This is a genomic window from Clostridioides sp. ZZV15-6597 (genome assembly GCF_020657815.1).
In the GTDB taxonomy this organism is placed as follows: Bacteria; Bacillota; Clostridia; order Peptostreptococcales; family Peptostreptococcaceae; genus Clostridioides.
Genome location: NZ_JAGWCT010000047.1, coordinates 1 through 12,455, shown reverse-complemented (window position 1 = coordinate 12,455; position 12,455 = coordinate 1). Strand labels below are relative to the sequence as shown.

Here is a 12,455-nt window from a genome sequence, read left to right as displayed (position 1 = left end):
TAGTATATAATGTTGTGCAAATATAATTTAGTTAAATGCGTAAAATAATTTACAGTAGCTTAAAAAAGCTACTGTAAATTATATAGAATAAAGGGGGTATGAAACCATGGCATTAGTACCTGTAGTTGTTGAACAAACAGGAAGAGGAGAAAGATCTTATGATATCTTCTCTAGACTATTAAAGGACAGAATAATCTTCTTAGGAGATCAAGTTAATGATGCCACAGCAGGGCTTATAGTAGCACAGCTATTATTCTTAGAAGCTGAAGACCCAGACAAAGATATACATTTATATATAAATTCTCCAGGAGGAAGTATAACTTCTGGAATGGCTATATATGATACTATGCAATACATCAAACCAGATGTAAGTACTATATGTATAGGTATGGCTGCTTCTATGGGAGCATTCTTGTTGGCAGCAGGAGCAAAAGGAAAAAGACTAGCACTACCAAATAGTGAGATAATGATACATCAACCATTAGGTGGAGCTCAAGGTCAAGCAACAGATATAGAAATTCACGCAAAGAGAATTTTAAAAATAAAAGAAACTTTAAATGAAATATTATCTGAAAGAACTGGTCAGCCATTAGAGAAAATAAAAATGGATACTGAACGTGATAACTTCATGAGTGCATCAGAAGCCAAGGAATATGGCTTAATAGATGAAGTATTTACAAAGAGACCGTAGATAGAGAGAGGTGTTAATATGTCTAAATACGAAGAGAAACGACAATTAAAGTGTTCATTCTGCGGTAAAAATCAAGATCAAGTAAGAAGATTAATTGCAGGTCCAAATGTATACATTTGTGATGAGTGTGTTGAACTTTGTGACGAAATTATTCAAGAAGAAATAGAAGATACTATAGATGAAGATACTACATCTTTACCAAAACCAAAAGAAATGATGAATATATTAAATGATTATGTAATAGGTCAAGAAAAAGCTAAAAAAGCTTTATCAGTTGCGGTTTACAATCATTACAAGAGAATATATAGTAAAAAGTCTAGTAGCAAGGATATAGAAATCCAAAAGAGTAATATACTTTTATTAGGACCTACAGGTTCTGGTAAGACGTTATTAGCACAGACTTTAGCTAGAACTTTAAATGTACCTTTTGCAATGGCAGATGCTACATCACTAACAGAGGCTGGATATGTTGGAGAAGATGTTGAAAATATACTTTTAAAACTTATTCAAGCTGCTGATTTTGATATAGAAAAAGCTGAAAGAGGTATAATATATATAGATGAGATAGATAAGATTGCAAGAAAATCTGAAAATCCATCTATAACTAGAGATGTTAGTGGAGAGGGTGTTCAACAAGCTCTTTTAAAAATATTAGAAGGCACTGTTGCAAATGTCCCACCACAAGGAGGAAGAAAACATCCTCATCAAGAATTTTTAAAGATAGATACTACTAATGTATTATTTATATTAGGTGGAGCTTTTGATGGGCTAGAAAAAATAATCCAAAAACGTGGTGGAGATAAGACACTAGGGTTTGGAGCTAAGATAGAAAGTAAAAAAGAATTAGATTTAGGGAAGTTATATGAAAAAGTACTTCCAGAGGATTTATTAAAGTATGGTATAATACCTGAATTTATAGGAAGAATACCAGTTTTAGCTACTTTAGAATTACTGGATGAAGATGCACTAATGCAAATACTACAACAACCTAAAAATGCTCTAGTAAAGCAATATAAGAAATTATTAGAGTTAGATGATGTTGAGCTAGAATTTGAAGATGATGCTCTTCGTGCAATAGCTAAAAAGGCTATAGAAAGAAATACAGGAGCTAGAGGACTTAGAAGTATAGTTGAAAGTGTAATGATGGAAACTATGTTTGAAGTACCATCTAGAGATAATATAAAGAAGGTTATAGTAACAGAGAAATCTGTGAACGAAGACTCAGTAAATCCTATCATAGTACTTAAGGATCAAGAGGAAAGTGCATAAGATGATGAAAAGGAGCTTTAAAAGGCTCCTTTTTTTATGCTAATATGAAATTAGGTCTTATTATGATAAAAATGTGAGTAGAATACCTATAATACCAAAGACGAATACAATTGCAATAGAGCCAATTTTCCCTTTATATAGAAGGTAGAATGATGCTGCAAATGCGATTATTCCATATAAGTCCCAACTAACTTCTTTTGCAGATGAAAAAGCGGCTGACAGTATAAAACCTAAAGTAATTGGTCTAAGTACCATTAATAAATTTTCTACTTTTTTATTATTTTTGAACTTAGCAAATAACTTTGATATAATGGTTAAGCCTACTAATGCAAATATTGTAACACCGATAGTTGCAGATAGAGAACCAAAAAAACCAGCAGTTTTAAATCCTACAAATGTAGCACTATTTATTGCTACAGGACCTGGTGTAGATTGCGATATAGCAAGTAAATCTAAGAATTCTTGATTAGTTATAAGGTGGTATTTAGATATAAATTCTTGTTGAATAAATGGTAGCATAGCATACCCACCACCAAAACTAAATGCTCCTATTTTAAGGAATATTAAGAAGAGTAGTGTTATTTCTGACATAGACTATATACACCTCCTCCAATTATTAAATAAATAGGACTTATATTGAATACACCAACAGATAAAACTGCTATAATTAATAGTAGTATGTTAGTTTTAGACTTTGGCAGTTTCTTAAACATGCTCGTAAAAGAATACAATATAAGAGCTATTACTACAGGCGCAACTCCTTTAAAAAATCCATCTAAAATTTTAGATGAGGAATTTTTAAAATATAAATATGACAACACTAAGACTATACAAAATGACGGTAGAGCAGAGCCTAGGGTACATATAAGAACTCCTGGTATACCATAAAGCTTATATCCTAATAATACAGAGATATTAATTGCTAGTACTCCAGGATAACTTTGAGCTATGGATAGATAATCGATAAATTCTTCCTGCTCTAAAAGTTTTTGTTTGTTTACAAGTTCATCTTGTATAAGAGGAACCATAGCGTATCCACCACCAAATGTAAACGCACCAATTTTTAAAAAGGTTAAAAACAATTTCAACATAATAGAAACCTCCAAAAGATAAATAACATCTAAGTATACTAACACTAATATTATATCATAATAAAATAATAATATAATATGCTAAGAAGTTATCATTAATGTTGAAAATTAACATGTGCAAATATATAATATAAAATGCAAAATAATTAGACTAGAAAAGGAGTAATGTTGATGGAACAAAATTATACTAAAATAGATCATGAATTACCATTAATCCCTTTGAGGGGATTAGCAATATTTCCATATATGATATTAAATTTTGATATAGGAAGAGAAATATCTCTTAAAGCTTTAGACCAAGCTATGATGGATGAAGAGCTTATATTTTTAACATCTCAAAAAGAAGCAGATGTTGATGAACCAGGTGAAGAGGATTTTTATCATGTAGGAACAATTTGTAAAGTTAAACAAATGATAAAATTACCAGGAGATACAGTTCGTGTCTTGGTTGAGGGTGTATCAAGAGGTAGAGTAAAAAAAATAGAGCAAGAAGAAGGATACTTTAGAGCAGTAATAGAAGAAATTGTTTTTGATAGTGATAATTTAGATAGTGAAACAGAAGTTGAAATTGAAGCATTTGTAAGAAATGTATTTGATGCTTTTGAAGAATATATAAACATTGGAAATAGAGTATCACCAGAAATATTAATATCTTTAGCTGATATAGAGGATGTAGATAGATTTATAGATACAATAGCTGCAAATATTTATCTAAAATCAAGTCAGAAGCAGGAAATATTAGAAGAATTTGATATTAAGAAAAGACTTGAACTTATATATTCTATATTATTAGAAGAGATAGATATATTAAAAATAGAAAAAAAGATAACTTTAAGAGTTAAAAAACAAATGAATAAAGTTCAAAAAGAATACTATCTTAGAGAGCAATTAAAAGCTATACAAAAGGAATTAGGTGAGGAAGAAGACATAAATTCTGAAGCAGATGAGTATAGAGAAAAGCTTAAAAAAATAAAAGCACCTAAAACTACTAAAGAGAAAATAGAAAAAGAAATTGATAAATTTTCAAAGATATCTTCAATGTCTCCAGATGTATCTGTAAGTAGAAATTATTTGGATACTATATTCTCATTACCATGGAATAAAGAAACAAAGGATAAACTAGATATAATTAAAGCACAAGCTATATTAGATGAAGACCATTATGGGTTGGAGAAGGTTAAAGAAAGAATATTAGAGTATTTAGCCATAAGAACTCTTGCTAAATCACTTAAAGGTCCTATAATATGTCTAGTTGGACCTCCAGGTACAGGGAAAACATCTATAGTAAAATCAATAGCTAGAGCATTAAATAGAAAATTTGTAAGAATATCTTTAGGTGGAGTTAGAGATGAAGCCGAAATAAGAGGACACAGAAGGACTTATGTAGGTTCTATTCCAGGAAGAATAATTAATGGAGTCAAAGAAGCTCAGACTAAAAATCCTGTGTTTTTATTTGATGAGATAGATAAAATGGCAGCAGATTATAAAGGTGACCCAGCTTCAGCTATGCTAGAAGTATTGGACCCAGAGCAAAATAAGGATTTTGTGGACCACTATTTAGAAATACCTTTTGATTTATCAAAGATACTATTTGTTACAACAGCAAATAGTTTAAGCAATATTCCAAGACCACTATTAGATAGAATGGAAGTAATAGAGGTATCTGGATATATAGAAGAAGAAAAATTAAATATAGCAAAACAATACTTACTTCCAAAACAAATTAAAGAGCATGCTTTAAAAGAGAATTTTATAAAAATGGACGATGAAACTTTAAGAAGTATAATAAATCATTATACAAGAGAAGCTGGAGTAAGAACATTAGAAAGAACTATTGGTAAAGTTTGTAGAAAAATTGCCAAAAAATATGTTGAGGACCCAACACTTGAAGAAGTTGTTGTAAATAAGTCTGACTTAGAAAAATATCTTGGAAAAGATATGTTTAAATACCAACTTGCAGAGATTAATCCTCAAATAGGGCTTGTAAATGGACTTGCATGGACAGCAGTTGGTGGAGTTACCCTTGAAGTAGAGGTAAATGTGCTTAAAGGAAAGGGTGAAATTGTATTAACTGGAAAACTAGGAGATGTTATGAAAGAATCTGCTAAGACAGGTATTTCTTATATAAGATCAATAGTGGACAGGTTTGATATAGACCCTGATTTTTATAAAACTAATGATATTCATATACACATTCCAGAAGGTGCTGTTCCAAAAGATGGGCCATCAGCTGGTATAACTATGGCACTTGCAGTAATTTCAGCACTTACTAAAAGACCTGTGCCAGGTAATATAGCTATGACAGGAGAAATAACTTTAAGAGGTAGAGTGTTAGCTGTAGGAGGAGTTAAGGAAAAACTATTAGCAGCTCATAGAGCTGGTATAACAAAAGTATTAATTCCTAAAGAGTGTGAAGCTGATTTAGATGATATACCAGAAAATGTAAAAGAGAAGATGGAGTTTGTACTTGTAGAGCATATGGATGAAGTATTAGAACAAGCTTTATTAAAGAGTGGTGAAAAAAATGAAAATTAGAAGTTCAGAGATAACTATGAGTGCTGTGAATAAATCACAGTATCCAGCAGAAGGTATACCAGAGATAGCACTAGCTGGTAGGTCAAATGTTGGAAAATCATCAATAATAAATACATTACTTAACAGAAGAAACTTTGCTAGAACTAGTCAAACACCAGGAAAAACTAGAACTATAAATTTCTATCTTATAAATAACGAATTTTATTTTGTAGACCTTCCAGGATATGGGTATGCTAAAATAGCCAAATCTGAAAAAGAAAAATGGGGAGGTATAATGGAACGATATCTAGAAAGTAGACAAGAACTATGCTCTATATTCCTACTTGTAGATATTAGACATGAACCTACAGCAGATGATAAACTTATGTACGAATGGATAAAACATTTTGGATATAACTGTGTAGTTATTGCAACTAAGGCAGACAAAATATCTAGAGGACAATATCAAAAGCATATAAGTATTATAAGAAAGAAATTGCAAATGGAGAGTAGTGAAAAAGTAATCCCTGTTTCTTCATTAAAAAAGACTGGTGTTGAAGAACTTTGGGAAGAAATTGTAAATCAATACAATCAACATGGATATGAAATAACAGTAGATTAATTTTAAGTGTTTATATATATTAAAATCAAATAAAGGATGCCTCAAAATGTTTTTAATGGAGATTTTGTGGCATCCTTGTTGTTTATAAACAATAAATATAAGTAATTATTGTTAGAAACTAATAAAATTAGTGTAAATTAGTTTGTTTAAAGATTTAGTGATTTATATAATTAGCAATAAATCTTTACTGAGAAGTAGTTTTTTCTGTCTTTTTCATAAAGAAAATTGTAAGTATAAGTCCTATAAAGCATACTGCTGCTGCAATCCAGTAAGATTGATTACTAGCTGCGACATAAGCCAGTGTATGACTTGTAGACTTTTGATGATATATAAGTCTTTGTGCAAAGAAACTACTGAAAAATGCTGTCCCAAGGGCAAATGACAAATTACGAACAGTTGCTAGAAAACTTCCTCCATATCCTTGCTTTTGAGGTGGAACATCTGCCAAGATACTACTATTGTTTGGTGAGCTAAAAGAGCCTAATCCAAAGCCAAAAATAATTAAGCATAGAATCAAAAGATATAATGGAGAATCAGCTTTTAAAAGTGCCATTCCAACCAGAGCAATAGTCATAAATGAAAAAGATACAGTCAGAATATTTTTTGCACCATGTTTGTCAGAAAGAGAACCTGCAATAGGAGCTATAAGTACCATAATAAGTGGATGAACAGTCATGACAGAGCCAGCCATCATAGGAGATAAATTTTTTAGTTGTTCTAGATAAAAAGGAAGTAGGAAAGATACTGCCATTTGAGGAAAATAACAAGCTATTCCAATAATATTGCCTACAGTGAAATTTCTATTTTTAAACAAAGGTAAATCAATAAAACTTTGTTCAAATTTTACTTCTCTCAATACCAACAATAAAAATGCTATAATTGCCACTATTCCTAGATACCATTTTGTATTTCCTTCTCCATTCATTGCAAGCAATATAAGTGTGGTACAAGATGCAAATAATAGAAGACCTGGAATATCGAAACTTTTGTTTTGTTCATCTAAAATAGGTTTTGGTAGAAATTTTATCCCAAGAAAGACTGCTATAATACCAATAGGTATATTGATGATGAAAATAGAAGGCCATCCAAAGTGTTCTAAAAGTATTCCACCAATTACAGGACCACTCATATTTCCTATACCAACTACTGCTCCAGTAATTCCTATAGCCTTTCCCTTTTCATTTGCTGGAAATGCATTAGAAACTATACCAAGTCCAGTTGCCATTAAAATACTTGCTCCAATTGCTTGAAATATTCTTGATAAAATCAATGTTACTAGGTTATTAGATATACTACATAGAAAGGAACCTATTGTAAATATAAAAAATCCTAACGTATATAGATAATTTGAACCTACCTTATCACCTAGCTTTCCAAAAAACAACATAGTAGCTGTTACAACCAACATATAAGCTGTAACTACCCATTGGATTTGCGACATGTTAATTTTAAAGTCGGCAGCAATTGTAGGATTTGCGATATTTAGTATACTTCCATCAAGAGTAGACATAAATATACCAATACAGATGATAATTAATACTATCCATTTTTGTTTCACTGATAACACTCCAATCTTTTACATAGTAGATTTTGTTTTATAAGTACAGTATAGTTACAAAATAAACAACAAAAAAGCACCTATTTCTTAGGTACCTTAGAATATGTTTATTTTCATGAATAAATGCGGTAGTTGAAGGATTTGTATAGATTACTCATGTAAAATTACATAAAGGTACTCATATACTATTTTCTTCTACCATCCAGATTTTACTGTCGGCTTTGGAATTTGACCAAATTCTGCCATAAGGCTCGCGGGCTTTTACCGCCGATAGGGAATTTCACCCATTTCTGAAGAAAAACAGATGTATTTTTTAATTTTATTTTAACATAAAATAACAGTCGAGACAATTAGATTTAAGCAATACAGACAACTACACCACAGTATAGACAGTTTTATTATACTTTTGGACAAAACCTAAATTAGAGTATAGTAATAGATTGAAATTAAGTAAAACAAGTTATTGCCATTGCTGAATGATAAGTTTTATATTTAGCAAAAGCATAAAGCTGTAACAAAACTCGTATAATATTAATATCTTAATTAAGAGGTATGGTAAATTATGAGGAGGCGCTAATATGGAAGGAAAGATAAAAAAGGCATTTCCAGGTGGAAACACATCACAAGGGTCATATTCTTTTTTTGACTATATAATTCCTGAAAATGTAAAAAGAGTTTTTTGTTTAAAGGGTGGACCTGGAGTAGGAAAATCCTCACTAATGAAAAAAATTTATAAAGAGTTTTTGCATAAAGGATATGATATTGAATTATATCATTGCCCTTCTGACCCAAGTTCGTTGGATGGTGTAGTTATAAAGAAACTAGGCGTGGTACTTATGGATGCAACTGCTCCACATACTGTAGACCCTAAACTCCCAGGTGCTTTGGACGAGATAATTAACTTAGGCGATTACTGGAATACAGAGGAGTTAGAAAAAAATAGACAAGAAATTTCAAGCTATGATAAAGATATTAGTAATGCTTTTAAAAGAGCATTCAAATTTTTAAAATCAGCAGAACCAATTTTTAGAGATATCGAGGAAAAATATTCCGACTGTATGGATTATGGAAAAGTAAATTTAGTTACAGAAGAATTCATAAAAAGATTATTTGATGGAGTAGATAGTACAGGAAAGTTAAAGAAAGAAAAGCATTTATTTGGATCAGGTATAACTCCTGTAGGATGCTTAGATTATACAGAACATATTTTAAAGGATGTAGGTAAGGTTTATTATTTATCAGGAGAAATAGGCGCTGGGAAAACTACACTTTTGAGTAAAGTGTACAAAAAAGCCATTGAGAAAGGCTTGAATGTAGAAGTTTATCACTATCCACTTATTCCTGAAAAAATTGAAACCATATTATTAACTGATTTAGATATAGGAATAACTATAAGTAGTACTTTTAAAGATGAAGATACAATTGATTTGAATCAATTTTTAAATAGAGAAAAATTACTTAAGTATGAAGAAGACATTAAATTTGATGAAAAAGTTTTAGATGACTTAATTTGTTGGTCAGTTTTAAATCTTAAGAGAGCTAAATCAAAACATGATATTATAGAAAGTTACTATAGTCCTAACATGAGATTTGATGAAGTAGGAAAATTGAGAGATGAACTAGTTAAGAGAATTTCAAAGTATGAGGAAAATATATAAAATATGTCTGTTTAAAATTAATATTAACTAGTATATATAATCAACAGCAAACTGCTATAGCTTTGAAGCTATGGTAGTTTGCTGTTTTTTGCTATAATTTAAACAGATAAATCTTTGCACAAAAAGACAAGAAAATTTAGAGAATTTATTATAAAATATGGGGGTACATATGAAATGCAGTGGTTAGAGGGATTACAACAATCTATTGATTATATTGAAGACAATATTTTAGAAAAGTTAGATTATGAATATTTAGCAAGATAACATTAAAAATATCTTTAGATGGAGGAAATACTTTAGATTACAAAATTGTCGATAAGAGAGAATTTTCAGTAATTGCTTTAAAGAAACAATTTTCTAAAGATGAAGATGTATTTAGAAAACAAATACCAAGGTTTTGGCAAGACTTGTTTAATAGTAGTTTGTATAGAGAGCTAATTTCTTATGTGAAAGAAAACACTGTTACAAAAGGTGGTGTTTTGGGAATAGATGAAATGGCAGTTTCACAAAACAAACAATTATTTAATTATTATGCAGCTGTTGAGACAGATGAAAAACCTAAAAATGATAAATTTACCTTATTTACAATACCTTCTCATAAATGGGCTATTTTCAAGTGTACAGGTGCCATGCCAAATTCTATTCAAAATCTATGGGTAAAAATATATAGTGAGTTTTTCCAATACTCTAGCTATGAGCCAGTTGCTGATTTCAATTTTGAACTTTACTTTGAAGGAGATAGTAGTAAAGATAATTATGTTAGTGAAATTTGGGTTCCAATAAAAAATAGGAGGAGTTTATGAAAAAATGTAGAGTATCTGAGATAACAGCTTATTTTAATACAGACGTGGAAACAGTTTGGAATATAGTTACAGACAATCGTGATTATAAATGGAGAAGTGATATAAGTAAAATTGAAATATTAGATGGCAGAAGTACTTTTATTGAGTACAATAAGGATGGAAACAGAACAAAATTTACTGTTACAGAAAAACTAAAAATAAGCTTTATAAATTTGATATAGAAAATAAATTTTTCTATGGTAATTGGCAAGGCGAATTTTTTGAAGAGAATGGAAAAACTAAAATAGTGTTTATAGAAAATATATATGTTAAAAATCCTATTATAAAAGTTTTATCTTATTTCTTTATGAACTTAAAAAAAATACAAATACAATCTGTTGAAGACTTAAAAAGAAAATTAAATGAGATGTAAAATATTTTATTGTGAAAGTTGCAATAATTATATAATTGACCTTGATGATAATATCTAAAGTTGCATTTAAAAAAGTTACTATTATGAGTGACTTTTTTATGTAAACAAGAGTATATTCTAGTATATAACTAAGTTTTTATGGAATATATAGATGATTTTTGTATATTACTGTAGTATTATTGATATTAGATTTGTATTATAAATTAAATATAATAAAGAATGAAATTAAGATTTATACTAAGAAAAAATAAAATTGGAGGATTTATGAAAAATAAAATAATTATAGGTATTACTTTTTTGTCTGTATTGCTAATGTCTGGATGTGCCTCAAAACAAACAACAGAAATAAATGTATTAGCAACTACCGATTTACATGGAAATCTACCTTATGAGTTAACTTCTTATATAAAAGAAGAACGAGAAAAAGATAAAAATATAACTCTAGTAGATGCGGGAGATTTCTTTGATAGTGGGCCAATAGGTTCACCTATGGAAAAATATTTTGATGATAGACGAACAGATATTGATAATAAAACCGAGAAGTATATAGAAACTCCTATTGCAAAAGAAATGAAAGAATTGGGATATGATTCTGTAGTTCTTGGAAATCACGAATTTGTATCTAACTCTAAATTTTATTTAGATAATATGATATCTGATTTTAATAAACAAGGTATTGATGTATTATCAGCTAATACTTATAAAAAAGATGGGAGTAATTACACAAAGCCATATATAATAAAAAATATTAATACTCCTAAAGGTAATGTTAAATTAGGTATTTTAGGTCTTACAATAAAAGAAGTTGGAGAGAGTGTGGATTCTAAATCTTTGGAGTTAAAAGACCAAGGAGGCTATAATGGTGAGCTATATATGAATGATTTAGTAGATGATGCAAACAAATGGGTCGATGTAATGAAAAAAGATAAAGCAGATGTTATAGTTGCTGTAGTACATTCAGGTGAGAAACCTAAAAAACCTAAAAATCCAGGAAACAGAATACAAGAATTGGCTCAAAATGTTGATGGTATTGATGCAATAGTAGCTGGACATACACATGTTCAAATTAAACAACATGACTATAAAAATAATTTAGGAGAAAAAGTTATAGTTACGCAACCAGGAAAACATGGAGAATGTGTTTCTAAAATTAACTTTAAACTAGAAAAAAATAATGATAAATGGAATGTTGTTGATAAATCTAGTGAGTTATCCACGTTTGAAAAAAATCAAGAAATAGATAGAGTTAGTGAATTTTTTGGAAGTATTTTCAGTCTAGATAGCAAAACTAAAGAAATTAGCTTAGGGAAATTGCTTCCTTTTAAATGGGATAAACTATATATATTTGAACCATATACACCTGTTGAAACAATATATAAAACTGTAGGATATAAGTGGAGAAATATCATACCAACAGATAGTGAGGATATAGTACAAATGGTATTTATGAGTAATAAAAAACCTATTTGTTATATATATGGTGACTCTAATAAGACAGGATTAAGTTTAAAGGTTGATAAGTCTGAATATAAAAATAGTATTATAACAGTTTTACCTAATGATAATTTTAAAGTTCAAAAAGATGAAAAAACTTTTAAAGTGAATCTTGAACATATCAAAAAGGATATATAAATAACTCATAGAAATTCTATGTTTACATAAAATATTTAATCTTCTCTTACTACTTTTTATAAGGATTCAATTAGAAATTTTATTATGATTGAATTTTTACAATGTACAGAAGATTTACTTTTAAATATATGTACATAAATGTTTGAAATTTTTATATAATTATATTGGAGAAATATTTTAATTTATAAATAAAAGGAAATGAATT

At 29.3% G+C, this 12,455-nt stretch carries 11 protein-coding genes and 1 riboswitch; of the genes, 8 read left to right on the top strand and 3 right to left on the bottom strand.

What is annotated here, in order from left to right:
• Positions 1-106: 106 nt before the first annotated feature.
• Together clpP and clpX are read left to right on the top strand one after the other, a co-directional pair.
• On the top strand, positions 107-691 hold the full coding sequence (gene clpP / locus KGF52_RS11835) for an ATP-dependent Clp endopeptidase proteolytic subunit ClpP (RefSeq protein ID WP_227435751.1): 585 nt from the start codon (positions 107-109) through the stop codon (positions 689-691).
• 18 nt (positions 692-709) lie between these two features.
• Complete coding sequence (gene clpX, locus KGF52_RS11830; protein WP_227435752.1) at positions 710-1,960, top strand: ATP-dependent Clp protease ATP-binding subunit ClpX; 1,251 nt, start codon at positions 710-712, stop codon at positions 1,958-1,960.
• A 60-nt stretch (positions 1,961-2,020) separates the two neighbouring features.
• Here the strand turns inward: clpX and KGF52_RS11825 are convergent, their stop codons facing one another.
• Positions 2,021-2,551, bottom strand: coding sequence for a chromate transporter (locus KGF52_RS11825; RefSeq protein WP_227840325.1), 531 nt, complete (start codon positions 2,549-2,551; stop codon positions 2,021-2,023).
• Complete coding sequence (locus KGF52_RS11820) at positions 2,539-3,051, bottom strand: chromate transporter (RefSeq protein ID WP_227435756.1); 513 nt, start codon at positions 3,049-3,051, stop codon at positions 2,539-2,541. Before KGF52_RS11820 ends, KGF52_RS11825 begins: the two co-directional genes overlap by 13 nt.
• 171 nt (positions 3,052-3,222) lie before the next feature.
• Between KGF52_RS11820 and lon the strand changes: the two genes are divergently transcribed.
• Both lon and yihA read left to right on the top strand, forming a co-directional pair.
• Positions 3,223-5,586, top strand: a complete 2,364-nt coding sequence (gene lon, locus KGF52_RS11815) for an endopeptidase La (RefSeq protein WP_227828276.1) — start codon at positions 3,223-3,225, stop codon at positions 5,584-5,586.
• Positions 5,576-6,187: a ribosome biogenesis GTP-binding protein YihA/YsxC gene (yihA, locus tag KGF52_RS11810; protein WP_009891775.1), complete on the top strand. Its 612-nt coding sequence runs from the start codon at positions 5,576-5,578 to the stop codon at positions 6,185-6,187. Before lon ends, yihA begins: the two co-directional genes overlap by 11 nt.
• A gap of 184 nt (positions 6,188-6,371) precedes the next feature.
• On the opposite strand, the gene KGF52_RS11805 is transcribed toward yihA, so the two are convergent.
• The gene (locus tag KGF52_RS11805; RefSeq protein WP_227828277.1) at positions 6,372-7,745 is read right to left on the bottom strand and encodes an MFS transporter; all 1,374 of its coding nucleotides are present in this window, start codon (positions 7,743-7,745) and stop codon (positions 6,372-6,374) included.
• A 186-nt stretch (positions 7,746-7,931) separates the two neighbouring features.
• Positions 7,932-8,047, bottom strand: a riboswitch (FMN riboswitch).
• 276 nt (positions 8,048-8,323) lie between these two features.
• Between KGF52_RS11805 and KGF52_RS11800 the strand changes: the two genes are divergently transcribed.
• The 4 genes from KGF52_RS11800 (at position 8,324) to KGF52_RS11785 (ending at position 12,250) form a co-directional block, all read left to right on the top strand.
• Positions 8,324-9,403 carry an ATP-binding protein gene (locus KGF52_RS11800; protein WP_227828278.1) on the top strand — a complete coding sequence of 360 codons (1,080 nt, stop codon included), beginning with the start codon at positions 8,324-8,326 and terminating at the stop codon, positions 9,401-9,403.
• Between the two features lie 248 nt (positions 9,404-9,651).
• Complete coding sequence (locus tag KGF52_RS11795) at positions 9,652-10,206, top strand: GyrI-like domain-containing protein (RefSeq protein ID WP_413894811.1); 555 nt, start codon at positions 9,652-9,654, stop codon at positions 10,204-10,206.
• Positions 10,203-10,427, top strand: a complete 225-nt coding sequence (locus KGF52_RS11790; RefSeq protein WP_227840324.1) for a hypothetical protein — start codon at positions 10,203-10,205, stop codon at positions 10,425-10,427. The genes KGF52_RS11795 and KGF52_RS11790 overlap by 4 nt, the downstream gene beginning before the upstream one ends.
• A 455-nt stretch (positions 10,428-10,882) precedes the next feature.
• Complete coding sequence (locus KGF52_RS11785) at positions 10,883-12,250, top strand: metallophosphoesterase (RefSeq protein WP_227840323.1); 1,368 nt, start codon at positions 10,883-10,885, stop codon at positions 12,248-12,250.
• Positions 12,251-12,455: the final 205 nt, after the last annotated feature.

Coding starts and splice junctions, on each gene's coding strand:
- KGF52_RS11790 (WP_227840324.1), top strand. CDS start 10,203: ATGAAAAAATGTAGAGTATCTGAGATAACAGCTTATTTTAATACAGAC.
- lon (WP_227828276.1), top strand. CDS start 3,223: ATGGAACAAAATTATACTAAAATAGATCATGAATTACCATTAATCCCT.
- KGF52_RS11800 (WP_227828278.1), top strand. CDS start 8,324: ATGGAAGGAAAGATAAAAAAGGCATTTCCAGGTGGAAACACATCACAA.
- KGF52_RS11825 (WP_227840325.1), bottom strand. CDS start 2,551: ATGTCAGAAATAACACTACTCTTCTTAATATTCCTTAAAATAGGAGCA.
- clpP (WP_227435751.1), top strand. CDS start 107: ATGGCATTAGTACCTGTAGTTGTTGAACAAACAGGAAGAGGAGAAAGA.
- KGF52_RS11820 (WP_227435756.1), bottom strand. CDS start 3,051: ATGTTGAAATTGTTTTTAACCTTTTTAAAAATTGGTGCGTTTACATTT.
- KGF52_RS11785 (WP_227840323.1), top strand. CDS start 10,883: ATGAAAAATAAAATAATTATAGGTATTACTTTTTTGTCTGTATTGCTA.
- clpX (WP_227435752.1), top strand. CDS start 710: ATGTCTAAATACGAAGAGAAACGACAATTAAAGTGTTCATTCTGCGGT.
- yihA (WP_009891775.1), top strand. CDS start 5,576: ATGAAAATTAGAAGTTCAGAGATAACTATGAGTGCTGTGAATAAATCA.